Raw genomic sequence first — 17,178 nt, forward strand, 5'->3', positions numbered from 1 at the left:
GGTCAGCATTCAGGTCCGCCGCCTCCACCACCAGCCGCTCCGCCGCCGCGGTGAGCATCGCGATCGTGACCGTCTCGCTCGGAGTGCCCAGCCCGGTTCGAATCGCATCCGCCCCGGTCACCGGGAGCCTCCCCGCCGCGACCGCACGCCCCACCGGCGCGAGCCACGCCGTGCCGGTCCCATCCCAGGGCGCAGGCGCCGCTTCAGCCGTCGCGGTGTCACTCTCGGGTGCCGGCGGAACGAACTCCGCTTCCTGCATCACCTTGCCCACCCGCACCAGGGTGGCCGCCTCCCGCCCGGTGGAGCCGGTCAGCTGCTGCACCAACGACTCCGGCGTCCGCGCACCGGTGCGCTGCGCCAGACCGGCATACCCGAGATCCGGCCGAGACCGCCACGCGATCTCACCCGCGTTGGCCGCAGCACTGGCCGAGATGCGCTGCCCGATGTCGGCCAGGGCGCTCTGCGCGCGCATCAGCTGGTCGTCATCCAGCGGCGAGAACGCCGACCCCTCGACCGGCAGCCGCGACGCAGCGGCCTTCATCCCTTCGAGGAGATCCAGCAGTTCTGGCATGCCTCCATTCTCCCACGAATCGAAGCTTCGTTCGAGTAAATGTGGAAAGATTCTTTCCACAGATTTGCTGGTGAAGCGGCTCTTTTATCCACCTGTGGGGGAGGGGTCCCGCACCGGCGGCTAGTGTCCGCGACGCACCAGACTCCGAGCCGACGACGCGAATCGGCGTGCACGAAGCGAGCGTGACGCCGGCCGCGGCAGCTCGCGAAGCAGGTCGCCGACGGCCGAGACACCGCTCGTCGGTGCGCCCGCCGCAGTCCGCGTCGGCAGGTCGCCCGCGAGCGCCGCGTTGAGCAGCGCGACGAGCTCATCCCGCGTGGTCGCCCGGTGGATAAGGCCGAGCCGGGAGACCTGCTCGCTGAAGATCAGCTGGTGGTCGTCCACCACCTCGTCGTCGACCGGCACACGCGGAACCACAATGGGGATCCGGCCCAGCTGGCGCATGTCCATGACACCGCCGGCGCCACCCTGCAGCACCACGGCGGTCGCCTCAGCGCACAGGGCGAGCAGCTCGGCGTGGCTCAGGATGGCGTGATTCTCGGCGCCCGGAAGCGGCCTGCCCGGACCGTGCTGCATCACCACACGCACGTCCGGGTGCGCCTGCACCCACGGCTCCATCCAGTCGACCAGGCGATTGAACGGCAGATGGTAGGTGCCGGCACTGACCACGACGGTCGCGCTCACAGCACGATCCCGACGTTGCGCGATCCCGGGTACTTCACGGCCAGGTCATCCCATTGCACGAGGAAGCTGTCCGTGAAGGGGAACACGAGCCGCCCGCTGAGCGACGGGGCCGCGATCCGGTCCACCGGCTCCAGGTAGGCCGTGCGCGCTCCGAACCTGCGGGCCTGCACGAAGAACGGCAGCGCCGCAGCCGCGCCGGTGCTGAAGACGAGATCCGGCCGCTCGCGTCTCAGCACCTCGCGAGCCAGGCCGAAGTTCCTCAGCAGGTTCGGCAGGTTCCGGACCGTCGGGTAGTGCGCCTCGACGACCCGCTCCCCCGCGAGCCGCGAGCGGGCGTCCTCGGTCGGCAGCGTCACCCAGCTGCGCTCGTGCTGGCCCCACCAGGGGCGCAGCGCGAGGGCCTGCGTGAGGTGGCCGCCCGACGAGCAGACGATCAGGATGCGCATGTCAGATTCCCTTCCCGAAGCGCTGCACGATGCGTGCCACACGGTCGGCGGTGATCAGCCGCAGCGCGATCGCGAGCGCGAGATGCGCCTTCGGCTGGCGGAAGTCGTTCCGGATCGCCCGGCGGGCCCAGCCACGTGCCTCGCGACGCTGCCCGCTCGCGGCGAGCGCGAATGCGATCTGCGACTGGATGTGCCCGAGATTGCGGGGATCCGCGCCGAGATCCGGGTGCTTCGCGAGCAAATACTGCAGCGCCTCCGCGTAGAGCGCCCACTTGCCGAAGAAGTACGACTGACCCTGCCAGGTCACGCCGACCAGCGGGCGGTTGACCACGTGCACGTCGGTGATGGCGGATGTCCGGAGCAGGATGTCCCAGTCCTCGCCGTACGCCTTCGGCAGGTCCTCGTCGATCATGCCGAGCTGCTCGATGAGCGCGGCGCGCCGGAACACGAAGCTGCTGGAGTGCAGGCCGGCGAACTTCTTCTTCAGGAGGTCGCGGTGCGTGACCGTGTCGCTCGGCACGAGCCGCTCGTGCGTCCGCTCACCGTCGTCGACGACCATCGCCGTTCCGACGAGCAGGGCATCCGGGCGCTCAGCGAACAGCTCCATCTGGCACTCGAGCTTCTCGGGGAACCAGTAGTCGTCATCGTCGAGGAACGCGACGAACTGCGTCGTCGCCGCGAGGATGCCGGTGTTCCGTCCCCCCGCGAGGCCGCGGACCCGGTCGTTCACGAGCGCCGCGAGTGTGCGGTTCGGCGGCAGCTCCACGTCGGGCAGCACCGGCTCGCAGGCGTCGAAGACGACGAGGATCTCGATCGGGCCCTGGTAGGTCTGGTCGACGATGCTCTGCACCGCCCGCTTCATCATCTCGGGCCGGTTGTGCGTCGGCACCACCGCCGTGACGGGCGCGTGGGTCCGGACGGGGGCCGGAAGCGTGTCGGTCATGCCATCACCTCGGTAGCGGGGACGTCGGAGATCACGACGCGGGCCTTGCCGCGGTCGTGCGGGATGGAGTCGACGAGCTGGACCAGCACCGGCACGGATCCCTCGACGATCGACCGCAGCTCTGCCGCCGCCCGTTCGATGACCGCGTCGGCGTCGGCGACGGCGCCCGGGACGCAGCGCAGCACGATGCCGGCGTCGGCCTGCTGATGCACCTGGAACTGGCGGACCGCATCCGGCCGCGCGTTGAACAGGCCGGTGAGCCCGCCGGACACCCGCGCGCCGTTCGGCAGTCGCAGCACGTCGCTGACCCGCCCCTGCACGGCCGCGATCCGCGGCAGCCGCAGCGGCCCACCGGGAGCGTCCGGCAGGGCGCGGGTCCGGTCGCCGAGCCGGTAGCGGATCAGCGGGAAGACGCGGTTGCAGAGGTCGGTGACCACGACGTCGCCCTCGACGCCGGACGGCGCGGGGCGGTCCTCGTCGTCGAGGATCTCCACGACGCGGAGGTCCCCGAGCACGAAGAGCCCCTCGGCGCCGGGCGCCTCCGCGGCGATCCATGGCACCTCGGCTGAGCGGTACTGGTCGAAGACGGGAGCACGGAGCGTTTCGCGGAGGAACGCCCGCTGCGACGGCGTGATCGGGGCGGCGGTGACACCGATGGCACGGGGCGCCGGCAGCCGGAGGCCGCGTTCCCGCAGGAACGCCGCGAACTCGGTCAGGCCGCCGACGTATCCGTTCACGAGGGCCGGCGGATGCCTGCGCCACTGCTCCGCGAACGCTGCCATCGACTCCGGGGTCAGGGAACGCGCGTCGAGGAACCGGTGGCGTGTCGGCCACCACTCCAGCGTCTCCTTCAGGCGCGCACCGTCGGTGCGCCGCTCCCGCTGGACGAAGGCTTTGTCATCGCCGGGGTGGATGCCCCACCAGCGATAGATCCGCCACCACATCGCGGCGACCGGCGCGCGCCGGTCGTGCAGCACGCGCAGCGGCTCGCCGGTGCTGCCACCGGTCGACGACGGCAGCCGACGCCTGGCCGGAACACCGGCCACCAGGAGATCATCGCGTCGTTCGCGGAGCTCCGCCTTCTCGATAACCGGCAGCGACTCGAAGACGTCCGGGTCGAACAGGTCGTCGCGGGTGAAGCCCGCCTCGCGGTAGCGGTCGCGGTAGAAGGCGGTGGAGTCGAACGCGAACCGCACCAGCTCGAGCGCGCTGATGCGCTGGAACCGACGCAGCTCATCCGGGTGGGCGTCCTCCCACGCGGCGCTCTGCTGCGCGGCCCGGCGAACACGCGGTTGCGCGACGCCCGACTTCAGGTCGAACGCCGCGCGGGCGGCGCGCCGGCCGGCGCTGAGCTGCCGCGACGCGCCGGGAGTTCGGAGACCGGACATGGCTCAGGCCGGCTGTGCGAGCGCGGCGACGGGAACCGGGCGAGGCTCCTGCCAGATCTCTTCGACGAGGCGCGCGGTGCTGCGGATGTTCCCCGCGCTCGAGGCGCCGAAGACGATGGACTCGATGCCCGGCTGCTCGTGCACCCACTCGAGCGCCTCGCGCGGTGGAATCGCGCCAGAGGCGAACACCGACATGGCGACGGGGCGGAACCGGCGGTGCTGCAGCGCCTCCGCGTACGCGGAAGTGCCGCCGGAGACGCGGAAGCCGAGCTTGTTCATGTTGGCGCAGACGATCGGATTGTCGATGCCGACCCGGTCGAGCGTGTCGAGGAGCATCGGCAGGTTCATGGTGATGAACCCGGGCTCAGCGCCGTAGCGCTGCTTCACGTGCCGGGCGAAGATCGCGAACGCCTCGTCGAACCCGAGTCCGAGCAGCAGGTCGACGACGACGTTCTGCAGGAAGATGACCGGCGTCGAGAGACCCGCGAACATCTTCATCTCGGCGTCGACGAGGAGGGTCACGATCCCCTCGATGTCCTTGGTGGCGAACGACTTGCCGCCGCGGAGCGCCGCGTTGAGGAAACCCTCATCCGGCAGGAAGCGCTTCAGCGCCCCCATCATGCCGTCCTCCGTCACCGCGTTGGCGTACTTGTGGGCGTACGGCATGCACGGGTAGAAGCGGTAGTCGGGGTACTGGTCCGGGTTGCGGCGGACGTGGTCGGCCACCTCGGCGATGCGGTCATGGGTGGTGCACATGAAGGTGCGGATGCCCTCGGCGTAGGCCAGGTCGAGCACCTCGAGGATCGCGGAGGTGTCCTGAAAGCGGATGGCCTGAGCGCGCGCCTTCTCCTCCGACATGTGGTTCACCCCGAAGAACTGGTTGTCGCCGAACAGCAGACGGTCCATGGGCTGGCTCTCCTCTCTCATCGGGCGACCTTCCCGGCGGTGCGGCGCAGCCAGCCGAGTCGCTGGGCGACCGGTGCGGTTGCAACGGCAGCAGCGCCGGCGGCCGCGAGCTGCGGCTCGGCACGACCGACCGGGGTGCTGGACCCGGCGTCGGCGTCCGCGATCAGCAGCTCGATGGCGCGGTCGGTGACCGACGCGCTGCCGAAGCTGTTCTGGCGATGCGGGCGCGCTGCGACTTCCACTGCCGCGATCGACTCGACGAAGTACGCCAGCTGCGCACTGTATTCCTCGCCTCGGAGGTAGAACCAGACCGGCTGGGTCAGTTCCGTCGTGTAGCGCACGTTCCAGCCGTGTTCGTAGCCCGCGGGCGGCTCGGCCGTGTCCCGCAGGTACAGCTGGCACTCCTGGCGGTCCGCGGCGATCTTGCCCTTGGACCCCCAGATGGTGATCTTGGTGGTCATCTTCCGCTGGGACTCGTCGGACCAGTTGACCGAAAGCTGCGCGCTGGTGCCGCCTTCGTAGAACAGGGTGCTGTAGACCTCGTCGTCGGTCTCTGCGGAGAAGATCCGGCCGAGCACCGTGCCGCCGGCGGCGACCGGCTCGCCGAGGAACCAGCTGAGCAGATCCAGCGGGTGGGCGGCGTAGTCGTAGAGCGACCCGCCTCCGGTCTCTCGCTTGCTGCGCCAGGTGGAGCCCTTCGGCTTGAGCACGACTGGGCCGTAGGACTCGGCGAGCACGTGGCTGACCTCGCCGATCACACCGCTGTCGAGCAGCCGCTTGACCTCCTGGAAGGCGCCGACGAAGCGGTTGTGGTAGCCGACCTGCGTGACCAGCCCGAGATCCGCCGCGCGGGCCGCGAGCTCCTCCGACTGCGCCGCCGAGAGGGAGAGCGGCTTCTCGCAGAAGACGTGGAGCCCGCGGTCGAGCGCCTGGTTCACCAGAGCGTAGTGCGACGCGGTGGGCGTCGAGATGACCACGGCGTCGAGCTCGATGCTGTCGAGCATCCTGCCGTAGTCGGTGAAGGTGCGAAGACCCGTGTACTTGCCGAGCACGTCGAGCACATAGCCGGTGGCGTCGCAGACGGCGGCGACCTCAACGCCGGGGTGGGCGCGGATCATCGACAGGTGGGACATGCCCATCTTGCCGACACCCACGACGCCGACGCGGATCATCGCACACCCCCGGTCGTCGACGCGGCACGCCGGTCCTGAGCGGCGCGGAGCGCCGCCGACTTCGCGGCGCGGGCGTTGGACGGGTGCTTGCGCTTCGAGGTCGCGGGCTGGGGCGGACCGCTCGTCCTGGCCGGAGCCGCGGGGCGGCCCGACGCGTCGGACGTCCGATCGCGACGGGCGGCGGTGCGGGCGTGGATGAGCGCGGCGAACGCGCCGAGCAGACCGCCGAGGAAGAGCCCGGCGGCGAGGAAGGTCGGCAGGGACGGCTTGTCCGAGTCGGCGGGCGCGGTGGCCGGGCTGACCAGCGTGCCGGAGTAGAAGGTCGCGGAGGAGAGGGACGCGAGCTGCTCCTGCAGGGTCTGGATCTGCAGCTGCAGCGCGCGCTCGGTCTCGCTGCCGTCCTTCGCCTCCTCGACTTGCACCTCGAGGTCCACGATCCGGGCGGTGATGTTGTCGGTGGCTTCAGTGACGACCCGCTGCGCGTTCGCGACGCGCTGGTCGCCGTAGGCGTTCGCCACCGCGTTCGCGCCGGCGGCGGCGCCCTCGGCGGTGCCCGACGTGAACGTGAACTGCAGCACCTGCGAGCCGCGGGGCACGGTCACCTCGGTCGCCTCGCGCAGCGACACGATGTCGGAGCCGGGCAGTGCCTTGGCCGCACGGCCGAGCACCTCGGTGGAGGTCGCGACGACCTTCTCGGTGTCCATGTTGACGCTGCCGGATCCGCCGACCTGGCCGACCGTGATCGGCTCGACCGTCAGAACCGCGGTGGTGGAGTACTTGTCCGGCCAGAGCGTGAATGCCAGCACGGCGAGGAGGATGAGCGCCGCAGCAACCCCTGCGAGGGTGCGCCAATGGTGCGCGATGTCACGGTAGAGGTCGTCCAGCGACCATGTGGTTTCCACAGAGGCGTCCTTTTTCGGGTGTCAAGACAGCCTTCAGCGTAGGTTGCGGGTTCCCCCAGCCTCAGTCCCCAGTCCGAGGGACACGGCGGTCCCCCTTCCGGCGGACCCGGCGGCGAAGCGGTGGCTCACCACTGCGGCGGGTGCCGCCGGTGCCATCGAATGCGCCGCTCCAGCTGCGCACCGATCGACAGCAGCACGTGCTCACCGCCCGGACGTCCGATCAGCTGCACGCCCATCGGGAGCCCGTCAGTGGTCTGCGAGACGGGGAGCACGAGAGCGGGCAGTCCGCTGACGTTCACGAAGCTGGTGAACGGGGTGTACTGCACCTGCTGCGCGAAGTTCCGCTCCGGATCCTCCGCGTCGTACCAGCCGAGCGGCCGCGGCGGCAGGGCGAGGGCCGGGGTCAGCACCGCGTCGAACGGCGCGAACAGGCTGATCACCCGCCGCTCGAACGCCGCCAGCGTCGCCAGGGCCTCCACCAGGGTGCGGGCGGGGAGCTCCCTGCCGCGGCGGACGAGCCACGCCGTGAGGGGCTCGAGCAGGTCGAGCTCCGCTCCCTCCGCCGGGACGGTCGCCGCGCCCGCCTGCCAGAGCGTGCGGAACGCGTCCGGGTATTCCGGCGTGGAGCCGAGGTCGAACGATTCCAGACCGTGCCCGAGCCCGTTCAGCTCCCTCAGCGCCGACTCCACCGCGGCCGTCGCGTCCGGGTGCAGGCCGATCTCATAGGCCTCGTCCCAGGGGCTCGACGTGAGCACGCCCAGCTGGAAGCGTCCCTCCCCGCGCACCGCCGCATTCAGCAGGGCACCGCCGTCCCACGACGGGGCACGGGTGGCGAAGGCGTAGTTCCCCCCCTCGACCAGCGCGTCGAGGAGCATCGCGGCGTCGGCGACCGTGCGGGCGAGGGGCCCGGGCACGACGAGCCCGCCGAGCCGGTCGAGGCCTGAGCCGGAGGGCACACGCCCGCGCGCCGCCTTCAGCCCGACCAGTCCGGTGGCGGCCGCCGGGATGCGCACCGACCCGCCTCCGTCGGATCCGGGCGCGAACGGCAGGAGTCCCGCGCTCACCGCCACGGCGGCGCCGCCGCTGGAGCCGCCGGCGCCCAGCCGGGTGTCCCAGGGGTTCACCGCCGGGGGTGCGACCTTCGACTCGGTGTAGGAGGGGAAGCCGAACTCCGGCGCATGCGTCTTGCCGAGGCTCACCGCACCAGCGGCGTCCAGGGCCTCGACGACCTCGTCCGACTCGTCCGGCACGAACTGCTCGAACAGCCGCGACCCGAACGTGGTGCGCACGCCCGCCCGCCGGTTCAGGTCCTTGTCGCCGATCGGCAGCCCCCACAGCGCCGCGGCGCGGGGCACCTCGGCCAGCACCCGCGCCGCGCGGGCTCGTGCGGCGTCGGCGGTCACGGTGGTGAACGCGCCGAGCTCTGGGTTCAGCCGCTCGATGCGGGCCAGGTAATGCTCGGCGAGCTCGACAGGCGAGATGTCACCCCGGCGCAGCCACTCCGCCTGCTCCTGCGCGGTCAGGTGGTGCAGCTCGAACATCCCCGAAGCCTACCGAGGGCGTTCAGCCGCGTTTCTTGATCGACTTCTGCATCAGCACGGTGCCGAGCCAGCGGTCGAACTTGAACCCCACCTTGCCCATCCGCCCGATCTCCTCGAAGCCGAACGCCTTGTGCATCGCGATCGACGCGTCGGCGCCCCGATCGGCGATCACGGCGATCAGCTCCCGGATGCCGGCCGCCCGGCTCCGCTCGATCAGCTCGGCCATCAGCGCCTTGCCGAGGCCCTTCCCGGTCGACGCCGCGCCGAGATAGATCGACAGCTCCACGGTGTACCGATATGCGGCCTTCTCCCGCCACGGATAGACGAAGGCGTAGCCGAGGATCGTGCCGCTCGGGCTCTCGGCGACCAGGTACGGGAAGCCCAGCTTCTTCACGTGACCGAACTTGCTGCGGAGCGCCTTCAGGGTCACGGGCTTCTCGTCGAAGGTGACCGTCGAGTTGCGCACGTAGTAGTTGTAGATCTCGCGCACGTACGGCAGGTCGGTCTCCACGGCGTCCCGGATCGAATACGCGAACGGCGCCTCCGGGGCGGGCGGCTTCCGCAGGTGGGGCGGCAACTTCCGGCGCGGCGCGTACTCCTCCTCGAGCATCAGTGCTGGGCCACGGCCGGTCGGTCCATGGGCGAGAGTCTAGGCGTTCGCCCCCGCGGCGTCGCCGTCGGGCAGCCGCCAGTCGATCGGGGCCGCTCCCTGCGCCTCCAGCAGCGCGTTGGCGCGGCTGAACGGCCGGGATCCGAAGAACCCCCCACTCGCCGAGAGCGGACTCGGGTGCACCGACTTCACCACGGGCGTCGCGCCGAGCAGCGGTTCGAGGCGCTGTGCATCCCGGCCCCACAGGATGGCGACGAGCGGCGTGCCGCGGCCGACGAGGGCACGGATGGCGTGCTCGGTCACCGCCTCCCAGCCGATGCCGCGGTGGGCGCCCGCCGCGCCGGGCCGCACGGTGAGCACCCGGTTCAGCAGCAGCACGCCGGCATCGCACCACGCGGTGAGGTCCCCATGAGCGGGCGGGTCGACGCCGAGATCGTCGCGCAGCTCACGGTAGATGTTCGTGAGACTTCGCGGCAGCGGCCGGACGTGCCGCCCCACCGCGAACGCGAGACCGATCGGGTGGCCGGGTGTCGGGTAGGGGTCCTGACCGACGATCAGCGCTCGCACGGAGGACAGCGGATACGTGAACGCCTTGAGCACGTCGGCTCCGGCGGGAAGGTAGCCGCGGCCGGCCGCCGACTCGGCCCGCAGGAACTCCCCGATCCCGGCGATCGCCGGGGCAACCGGCGCGAGCGCCTCCGCCCACTCCGGGTGGACCAGCTCGGCAAGCGGCCTCGGTGTCACGGCTCTGACCGTCAGCTGCCGACGGTGCGGACCAGCACGCCGGCGGAGTCCTCCGACACCTGCCACACGCTGCCGCGCCCCTCGACGCGCAGGGCGCCGTCGCCGACGATGAGCACGGTCGACTCGTCGATCGCCACCGCGCCGTCCAGCAGCCCGGCCTCCGTGGCGGCGATCACGCGGGCGAGGGTTCCCCACTGCACTGCGTGCGCGTCGACTGCCAGGTCGACCAGGGCGAGTCCCTCGGCGACGGTGACCTCGTCGAGGTCCTCCCCCGCCTCCTCCGGGCAGACCGGCACCTCGCCGATCCGCCAGCCGCCGAGGATGGCGCTGTCCGCCGCGATGGCGGCGCCTGCCGAGAATCCGAGGTACGGCAGGCCGTCGGCGACCAGCAGGCGGATCTCGTCGATGAGTCCGGCGACGGCCTCGAGATAGGCCGGTGTCAGCCCTCCGCCGACCAGCAGCGCGTCGATGCCGCTGAGCACCGGGGAGTCGAAGGTCTCGCCCTCCTCCACCGCATGCACGACGGTCTCGCAGCTCGCCACCGATGCGAGCGCCCCGGTGTAGCGGGCTCCGACCTCACCCGAGGCCTCCCCCTCTGCCAGCACCAGCAGCACCCCGATGCGCGGCACGACCCGCCCCGCGCCCGCCGCACGGATCTCCGCCTCCGCCACGAACGTGCGGTAGACGGCACCGAAGTACTCGGCGTCCCAGCCCCCGCCGACCAGGTGAATGCTCATGCGTCGAGCCTAGGACTTGTCTGCGGCGGGGTCGCCGCGGAACGGACACCGCGGCACCGGCCGCCGGGCGACGCACTACCATTCCGGCATGGCGGTGCAGCGTACTGGTGCGGTGACGCTCGCACTCGTCGGCTACCTGTTCCTGGTCGAGATCGTCAGCGGCGTGCTGCAGGGCTACTACGTGCCCCTCATCCCCGATCTGGTGAAGCACTTGGGGATCCGCGACGCGGACTTCAACTGGTTCGAGGCGGCCCAGCTGCTGCTCTCCGCGATCGTCGTGCCGGTGCTCGCGAAGCTCGGCGACATGTACGGGCACAAGCGCATCCTGCTCGTCTCGACGGCGCTCACGGCTGGGGCCACCTGGTGGCTCGTGATCGCCGCCGACTTTCCCACCTTCCTCGTCGCATGGGCGTTGCAGGGCTTCTACGTGGTGTGGCTGCCGCTCGAGGTGGCGCTGATCTTCGACCGAGCCCGCCGCACCCGCACCGGCCCGTCCGACACCCGCCGCGCCGCCGGCTACCTGGTCGTTGCGCTCGAGACGGGGGCGATCCTCGGCGCGCTGGGCGGTGCGCGGGTGTTCGCGGCGCTCGGCGAGAACGTGCCCGGCACGCTCGCAGTTCCGGCGATCGCGGTGACGCTGGTGTTCTTCGCGATCCTGTTCGGCGTGCCGGAGTCGACGCCGACCCGCGGGCGGTCGCTCGACACGCTCGGCTTCGTGCTCCTCACCGTGGCGCTGCTCACCCTGACCTCCGGGCTCACCTTCCTGCGCATCAACGGGCCGGGGGCCTGGTGGGTGTACCTGCTGATGGGAGTCGGGCTCCTCGCCTTCGTGCCCTTCGGCCGGCACGAGCTCCGGCACCGCGATCCCGCGATCGACCTGAGGATGCTGCGGCAGCCCAGCATGTGGCCGATCCAGCTGACCGCGGGCCTCGTCGGCATCAGCATCCTCGGGGCGCAGGCGCCGCTCAGCACGTTCGCCGGCACCGAACCGTCGAACGGCTTCGGGCTGGGACTCGGATCGGCCGAGATCTCGTACATCATCGGCGGCTATCTGGTGTCGATGATCGTCGGCGCCCTGCTGTTCCCGCAGCTGTCGCGGTGGACCACCCCGCGGATCGCGATGATCGTCGCGGCCTTCTTCGTGGCCGCGGGCTACCTGGCGTTCCTGCCGTTCCACGACACCGTGGCGCAGGTGACGGTGAACATGGTGATCGCCGGGGTCGGGTCCGGTGCGCTGGTCGGCGCTATGCCGGCCGCCGCGGCTGCGGCGGCGCCCCGCGGGCAGACGGGTGTCGCCACCGCGCTGACCAACACCACGAAGACCATCGGCGGATCGCTGGCGTCCGCGGTGTTCGCGGTGGTGCTGGTCTCACTCGCGGCGGAGGCGGTGACCTCGACGGCGGCGAGTCTCGCGGGCTACCTCGTCGTGTTCGCCATCTGCGGCGGCGGCGCCCTCGCTGCCGCGGTGCTGCTGTTCTTCGTGCCGAGGCTCGCCTTCGCCGACCCGGCCGACGACACGGACATCCCCACTCCCGCGACTGTTCCCGTTCCGGACTAGTGCGTCCGGCGTGCCGGACGCACTAGTCCGGAACGGAAGCACTTCATGGCGCGGCGCACGTCAGTCCCGAATGCGCAGATCGCCCCGCATCACCTTGTGCGGCGCGGCCTGCGCCACCGGCTTGATCGTGATGTGGTCGATGTTGACGTGTGCGGGAAGATCCAGCGTCGACGCGATCGCCGATGCCACGTCCTCCGCGACGAGCGGCGCGACGACGCCGTCGTACACCGCGTCCGCCTGCTCACGGTCGCCCTTGAAGCGCACGAGGGTGAACTCCTCGGTCTTCACCATTCCGGGGGCGACCTCGACGACCCGGATCGGCTCGCCGGCGAGCTCCAGCCGCAGCGCACCGACGAGCGCCCGCGCGGCGAACTTCGATGCGTTGTAGCCGGCACCGCCCTCGTAGACCACATGCCCCGCGATCGAGGTGACCGTCAGCACATCCGCGACGCCCGCCTCTTTCGCCCCCTGGCGCAGCAGCGGCAGCAGTGCGCTCGTCACCCGCTGCACCGACAGCACGTTGATGTCGTACATGCGCCGCCAGTCCTCGGCGTCGCCCGCCTCCACCGTCGCGAAGCCGATGGCGCCGCCGGCGTTGTTGACGAGCGCGGAGATCGGCGGACCGGAGCCGAGGAAGTCCCGCAGCGCCGCCACATCGTCGGCGGAGGTGAGGTCGGCGCGGAACCACTCGGCGCCGGTCTCTGCGGCGAGCGCCTTCAGCCGGTCCTCCCGCCGCGCGACGCCGACCACGTCCCAGCCGCGCTCCCGCAGCTCGCGCACCGTCGCCGCCCCGATCCCAGAGCTCGCCCCGGTGACGACCGCGCGTCGTGCCATGCCGTTCCTCCGTCCCGGCAGCCCCGATCCGGTGGCCGCCACTGCAACGCTAGCGAGTTCGGACCGGCGTCCCCACACGGCCGAATGACCGCTGGGACTCGCCTGAGCGACAGCCGCGCGTGGCTAGGCTGGAAGCGATGACGAGTCCGCCGGACGCCACCACCGCACCGCCCCCGGCGACCGCCCAGACGGTCGTCCCGAAGGTGCGCGTCCCGTTCTGGGACAACGCCCGATTCGTCTGCGTCACGCTCGTGGTGGTCGGGCACGCCATCCAGCGGCAGACGGCCGACAGCGACAACGCCCTCATCGTCTACCTCTTCCTCTACGCGTGGCACATGCCGGCATTCGCGATCATCAGCGGCTACTTCTCGAAGACCGGGTCGCCGAACGCCCGGCAGATGAAGAAGGTGCTCACCGACATCCTGCTGCCGTACGTGATCATGGAGACGATCTGGACGCTCGTGCAGTTCCTCGTCGAGGGCAAGCGTGAGTTCAATCCGACGCAGCCGTCGTGGACGCTGTGGTTCCTGCTCGCCCTCGGCATCTTCCGGCTGATCCTGCCGTACGTCGCACTGATCCGGTGGCCGCTGTTCTGGTCGGTCGCGATCTCGGTGGGTGTCGGCTACTTCGACAACGTCGATACGACGTTCTCGCTGTCCAGAGCCATCGGGATCCTGCCCTTCTTCGTGCTCGGCTGGAAGGTGCGGGAATGGGGCCTGATCGATCGGTTCCGGGTGATGGACCGGCAGGCGTGGTGGCTGCGGCTGTCCGCCGTCGGGGTGCTCGCGCTCTGGCTCGCCGTGGTCGTCGCGTTCCTGCCGACCTGGCGCGAAATGGATCTGCGGTTCTGGTTCTTCTACGACCGGTCCTACGAGGGGCTGGGCGAGGACCAGTGGTGGGGCGGGATGTTCCGGCTGGTGTGCATCGCGCTCGCGGTGCTGCTGTCGGCGGCGTTCTTCGTGCTGATCCCCCGGCACGAGACCTGGATGACCGGGTTCGGTCAGGCGACGATGTACATCTACCTGCTGCACAGCTTCGTGCTCTATCCGATCCGGGAGACCGGGATCCTGCGCGACGAGAACTCGTCCGCGATGTGGCTCGTCACGATGATCCTCGCGAGCATCGCCGTGTCGATCGCACTCGCGAGCCCCGCGGTGCGGCGCGTGTTCCGTCCGCTGATCGAGCCGAAGCCGAGCTGGCTGTTCCTCGACAGCGACGCGGGCGGCCGATCGAAGACGGATCCGACCGGCTCCCGCAGGGACGCCCAGACCGGCCGACCCGGACGCTGAGCGCGGCGGGCCCGTTACGCCGTGTGTCGCACTCGTTGACCCCTCAGCCGACGGTTCTTAGGCTCGCTGAGGAGGGGCGTGCCGACGCGTCCGAATACGACTTCAGCCCGAGAACCGGCCCCAACGGAGGAACATCATGAGCGACTGGCAGTTCGAGACCAAGCAGATCCATTCCGGGGCAGCGCCCGACCCGGTCACCGGCGCTCGCGCCACCCCGATCTACAAGACGACCTCGTACGTCTTCAACAGCTCCGAGCACGCGAAGAACCTGTTCGCGCTCGCCGAGTTCGGCAACATCTACACCCGGATCCAGAACCCGACGCAGGCCGTCGTTGAGGAGCGGGTCGCGGCACTCGAGGGCGGCACCGCGGCACTGCTGGTCGCCTCCGGTCAGGCAGCGGAGACCTTCGCGGTGCTGAACATCGCGCAGGCGGGCGACCACATCGTCTCGTCGTCCTCCATCTACGGCGGCACATACAACCTCTTCAAGTACACCCTCGCGAAGCTCGGCATCGAGACCACGTTCGTCGAGAACCAGGACGACGCCGAGGAGTGGCGCCGCGCCGTGCGGCCGAACACGAAGCTGTTCTTCGCCGAGACCATCGGCAACCCCAAGATCAACGTCCTCGACATCTCGCTCGTCGCCGATGTCGCCCACGAGAACAACCTGCCGCTGATCGTCGACAACACCATCGCGACCCCGTACCTCATCCGTCCCTTCGAGCACGGCGCCGACATCGTGCTGCACTCGGCCACCAAGTTCCTCGGCGGACACGGCACGGTCATCGGGGGCGTGATCGTCGACGGCGGGAAGTTCCCCTGGTCGAAGCACGTCGACAAGTTCCCCGGCCTCACCGAGCCGGACCCGTCGTACCACGGCGCCAGCTACACCACCGTGCTCGGTGACGGCCTCGCCTACATCATCAAGGCGCGGGTGCAGCTGCTGCGCGACCTCGGCTCGGCCATCTCTCCCGACAGCGCATTCACCCTCATCCAGGGGATCGAGACGCTGAGCCTCCGGATCGAGCGCCACGTGCAGAACGCGCAGGAGATCGCCGAGTGGCTCGAGAACCACGAGGACGTCGCGAGCGTGAACTACTCCGGCCTGCCGTCGAGCCCCTGGTACTCGGCCGCGAACACATACGCCCCCAAGGGGGTCGGCGCGGTGCTCTCATTCGAGCTGAAGGGCGGCGTGGACGCGGGCGCCGCGCTGGTGGACAGCCTGCAGCTGTTCAGCCACCTGGCGAACATCGGCGACGTGCGCAGCCTCGTGATCCACCCGGCCTCGACCACCCACTCCCAGCTGACCCCGGAGCAGCAGCTCACGGCGGGCGTCACGCCTGGGCTGGTGCGGCTCTCGGTGGGCCTCGAGAACGTCGAGGACCTGAAGGCGGACCTGGCGGCCGGCTTCGCCGCCGCCCGTGAGGTGACCCGCGCCGCCGCCGGCGCCTGACCCGTCCGTCGCAGCTGGAGCTGCGACCTCCCGGCGGGAGTCGTCTCTCGCGCCGCGAGGTCGCGGTTCCAGCTCTGACCGCCTGGGCGCTGTAACAAATGCGAGCGGTCAGCCGCGGCCCGCGATACTGAGGGGACGATGGACTGGCAGACTCCCGAGGACGCGGTGCCCTCGGCGTTCGTCACCGAGGCCAACACCCGAGCGCTGCTCGGCAAGCCGCCCGCGAGCGGCGCCTGGCGCGAGGGCGACCCGTCCGGCGACCGGCTGTTCGCATCCCTCGGCCCCCTGGACCTGGAGCGCGGCGGGCATCTGCCGGCCGTCCGAATCGCCTACGAGTCCTGGGGCACGCTGAACGAGGACCGCAGCAACGCGGTGCTCATCCTGCACGCGCTCACCGGGGACAGCCACGTGATCGGGCGGCCCGGTCCCGGGCATCCGACCGCCGGCTGGTGGCCGGGACTCGTCGGTCCCGGCAGGGCCATCGACACGGATCGCTGGTTCGTGGTCGCCCCGAACATGCTCGGCGGATGCCAGGGCAGCACCGGTCCCGCCTCCCTCGCGCCGGACGGGCACGAATGGGGTCCGCGGTTCCCGTACCTCACCATCCGCGACCAGGTGGAGGCGCAGCGGGCGCTGACCGACGTGCTCGGCATCTGGCGGTGGGCCGCGGTCGTCGGGGGGTCGATGGGCGGGATGCAGGCGCTCGAGTGGGCGATCGGGCACCCCGACCGGCTCGAGCGGGTCGCCGTGCTCGCGGCTCCCCCGCAGAACACCGCGGACCAGATCGCGCTCAACTCGGTGCAGCTGGAGGCGATCGAGATGGACCCCGCCTTCGCCGGCGGCGAGTACTACGACGCCCCCGACGGCGACGGCCCGCACCGTGGGCTCGCGCTCGCCCGCCGGATGGCGCTGCTCAACTACCGCTCGCCCACCGAGCTCAACGACCGGTTCGAGCGGACCTGGCAGGGCCGGGTCGATCCCCTGGGTGGCGGCGGTGTCTTCGCGGTCGAGAGCTATCTAGACTTCCACGGCAACAAGTTCACCCGCCGGTTCGACGCCAACAGCTACATCACGCTGGTGAACGCGATGACCTCGCACGACATCGCCCGGGACCGCGGCGGCGTGGCCGCGGCGCTCTCCCGGGTGACGGCTCGCGCCCTGGTGCTCGGCATCGACTCCGACCGGCTGTTCCCGCTCGCCGGGCAGGAGGTCATCGCCCGGCATCTGCCCCACAACCTCGACGGCACCGTGCCGGCGGTGATCGAATCGCCCTTCGGACACGACGGGTTTCTCATCGAGGACCGCGCCGTCGGACCGCACGTGCAGCGCCTGCTCGACAGCTGATTCTGACCGCTCAGATCCTCGCTGATCGCTGATCCGGTGGCCCTGCGGGTCTCAGA

Annotated in this window: 17 protein-coding genes; 4 read left to right on the forward strand and 13 right to left on the reverse strand. The window is 70.7% G+C overall.

The genetic code is table 11. The features are described from left to right. The 12 genes from ACFFGH_RS24815 to ACFFGH_RS24870 form a co-directional block, all read right to left on the reverse strand. The coding region (locus ACFFGH_RS24815; protein WP_386673356.1) for a hypothetical protein at window positions 1–571 on the reverse strand (571 nt) is incomplete at its 3' end. 120 nt (window positions 572–691) lie between these two features. Continuing rightward, on the reverse strand, window positions 692–1,255 hold the full coding sequence (locus ACFFGH_RS24820; RefSeq protein WP_386673358.1) for a glycosyltransferase: 564 nt from the start codon (window positions 1,253–1,255) through the stop codon (window positions 692–694). Beyond that, on the reverse strand, window positions 1,252–1,701 hold the full coding sequence (locus tag ACFFGH_RS24825; protein ID WP_386673360.1) for a hypothetical protein: 450 nt from the start codon (window positions 1,699–1,701) through the stop codon (window positions 1,252–1,254). Before ACFFGH_RS24825 ends, ACFFGH_RS24820 begins: the two co-directional genes overlap by 4 nt. 1 nt (window position 1,702) lies before the next feature. Further along, the gene (locus ACFFGH_RS24830; protein WP_386673362.1) at window positions 1,703–2,644 is read right to left on the reverse strand and encodes a glycosyltransferase family 2 protein; all 942 of its coding nucleotides are present in this window, start codon (window positions 2,642–2,644) and stop codon (window positions 1,703–1,705) included. Continuing rightward, window positions 2,641–4,032, reverse strand: coding sequence for a phenylacetate--CoA ligase family protein (locus tag ACFFGH_RS24835; RefSeq protein WP_386673364.1), 1,392 nt, complete (start codon window positions 4,030–4,032; stop codon window positions 2,641–2,643). Before ACFFGH_RS24835 ends, ACFFGH_RS24830 begins: the two co-directional genes overlap by 4 nt. A 3-nt stretch (window positions 4,033–4,035) precedes the next feature. Further along, window positions 4,036–4,938, reverse strand: a complete 903-nt coding sequence (locus ACFFGH_RS24840) for a hypothetical protein (RefSeq protein ID WP_386673365.1) — start codon at window positions 4,936–4,938, stop codon at window positions 4,036–4,038. Window positions 4,939–4,955: 17 nt separating this feature from the next. After that, window positions 4,956–6,110 (reverse strand): Gfo/Idh/MocA family protein, encoded by a 1,155-nt coding sequence (locus tag ACFFGH_RS24845; protein ID WP_386673367.1) that lies wholly within the window; start codon window positions 6,108–6,110, stop codon window positions 4,956–4,958. Then, the gene (locus tag ACFFGH_RS24850; protein ID WP_386673368.1) at window positions 6,107–7,012 is read right to left on the reverse strand and encodes a GumC domain-containing protein; all 906 of its coding nucleotides are present in this window, start codon (window positions 7,010–7,012) and stop codon (window positions 6,107–6,109) included. The genes ACFFGH_RS24845 and ACFFGH_RS24850 overlap by 4 nt, the downstream gene beginning before the upstream one ends. A gap of 125 nt (window positions 7,013–7,137) precedes the next feature. Next, the gene (locus tag ACFFGH_RS24855; RefSeq protein WP_386673370.1) at window positions 7,138–8,553 is read right to left on the reverse strand and encodes an amidase; all 1,416 of its coding nucleotides are present in this window, start codon (window positions 8,551–8,553) and stop codon (window positions 7,138–7,140) included. A 22-nt stretch (window positions 8,554–8,575) separates the two neighbouring features. Continuing rightward, window positions 8,576–9,163: a GNAT family N-acetyltransferase gene (locus tag ACFFGH_RS24860; RefSeq protein WP_386673372.1), complete on the reverse strand. Its 588-nt coding sequence runs from the start codon at window positions 9,161–9,163 to the stop codon at window positions 8,576–8,578. A gap of 39 nt (window positions 9,164–9,202) precedes the next feature. Continuing rightward, window positions 9,203–9,907: a uracil-DNA glycosylase gene (locus ACFFGH_RS24865; RefSeq protein WP_386673373.1), complete on the reverse strand. Its 705-nt coding sequence runs from the start codon at window positions 9,905–9,907 to the stop codon at window positions 9,203–9,205. An 11-nt stretch (window positions 9,908–9,918) separates the two neighbouring features. Then, window positions 9,919–10,644, reverse strand: a complete 726-nt coding sequence (locus ACFFGH_RS24870) for a Type 1 glutamine amidotransferase-like domain-containing protein (RefSeq protein ID WP_386673375.1) — start codon at window positions 10,642–10,644, stop codon at window positions 9,919–9,921. Window positions 10,645–10,732: 88 nt separating this feature from the next. Between ACFFGH_RS24870 and ACFFGH_RS24875 the strand changes: the two genes are divergently transcribed. Beyond that, window positions 10,733–12,202: an MFS transporter gene (locus ACFFGH_RS24875; RefSeq protein ID WP_386673377.1), complete on the forward strand. Its 1,470-nt coding sequence runs from the start codon at window positions 10,733–10,735 to the stop codon at window positions 12,200–12,202. A 60-nt stretch (window positions 12,203–12,262) separates the two neighbouring features. Here the strand turns inward: ACFFGH_RS24875 and ACFFGH_RS24880 are convergent, their stop codons facing one another. Continuing rightward, on the reverse strand, window positions 12,263–13,036 hold the full coding sequence (locus ACFFGH_RS24880) for an SDR family NAD(P)-dependent oxidoreductase (RefSeq protein ID WP_386673378.1): 774 nt from the start codon (window positions 13,034–13,036) through the stop codon (window positions 12,263–12,265). A gap of 137 nt (window positions 13,037–13,173) precedes the next feature. Between ACFFGH_RS24880 and ACFFGH_RS24885 the strand changes: the two genes are divergently transcribed. From ACFFGH_RS24885 to metX, 3 genes are all read left to right on the forward strand, one after another. Then, entirely contained in the window at window positions 13,174–14,325 is a 1,152-nt protein-coding gene (locus ACFFGH_RS24885) for an acyltransferase family protein (protein ID WP_386673379.1), read from the forward strand. Window positions 14,326–14,458: 133 nt separating this feature from the next. Continuing rightward, a complete protein-coding gene (locus ACFFGH_RS24890) occupies window positions 14,459–15,778 on the forward strand; it encodes a bifunctional o-acetylhomoserine/o-acetylserine sulfhydrylase (RefSeq protein WP_386673968.1) in 1,320 nt (439 codons plus the stop codon). A gap of 138 nt (window positions 15,779–15,916) precedes the next feature. Then, on the forward strand, window positions 15,917–17,122 hold the full coding sequence (gene metX, locus ACFFGH_RS24895; protein WP_386673381.1) for a homoserine O-acetyltransferase MetX: 1,206 nt from the start codon (window positions 15,917–15,919) through the stop codon (window positions 17,120–17,122). The last annotated feature ends 56 nt before the right edge of the window (window positions 17,123–17,178 follow it).

This window comes from Lysobacter korlensis, assembly GCF_042434515.1.

Bases quoted from the DNA above. Each gene is read 5' to 3' on its own strand.
- ACFFGH_RS24870 (WP_386673375.1), bottom strand. From the start codon at position 10,644: ATGAGCATTCACCTGGTCGGCGGGGGCTGGGACGCCGAGTACTTCGGT.
- ACFFGH_RS24840 (WP_386673365.1), bottom strand. From the start codon at position 4,938: ATGGACCGTCTGCTGTTCGGCGACAACCAGTTCTTCGGGGTGAACCAC.
- ACFFGH_RS24830 (WP_386673362.1), bottom strand. From the start codon at position 2,644: ATGACCGACACGCTTCCGGCCCCCGTCCGGACCCACGCGCCCGTCACG.
- ACFFGH_RS24825 (WP_386673360.1), bottom strand. From the start codon at position 1,701: ATGCGCATCCTGATCGTCTGCTCGTCGGGCGGCCACCTCACGCAGGCC.
- metX (WP_386673381.1), top strand. From the start codon at position 15,917: ATGGACTGGCAGACTCCCGAGGACGCGGTGCCCTCGGCGTTCGTCACC.
- ACFFGH_RS24855 (WP_386673370.1), bottom strand. From the start codon at position 8,553: ATGTTCGAGCTGCACCACCTGACCGCGCAGGAGCAGGCGGAGTGGCTG.
- ACFFGH_RS24875 (WP_386673377.1), top strand. From the start codon at position 10,733: ATGGCGGTGCAGCGTACTGGTGCGGTGACGCTCGCACTCGTCGGCTAC.
- ACFFGH_RS24885 (WP_386673379.1), top strand. From the start codon at position 13,174: ATGACGAGTCCGCCGGACGCCACCACCGCACCGCCCCCGGCGACCGCC.
- ACFFGH_RS24860 (WP_386673372.1), bottom strand. From the start codon at position 9,163: ATGCTCGAGGAGGAGTACGCGCCGCGCCGGAAGTTGCCGCCCCACCTG.
- ACFFGH_RS24880 (WP_386673378.1), bottom strand. From the start codon at position 13,036: ATGGCACGACGCGCGGTCGTCACCGGGGCGAGCTCTGGGATCGGGGCG.
- ACFFGH_RS24845 (WP_386673367.1), bottom strand. From the start codon at position 6,110: ATGATCCGCGTCGGCGTCGTGGGTGTCGGCAAGATGGGCATGTCCCAC.
- ACFFGH_RS24835 (WP_386673364.1), bottom strand. From the start codon at position 4,032: ATGTCCGGTCTCCGAACTCCCGGCGCGTCGCGGCAGCTCAGCGCCGGC.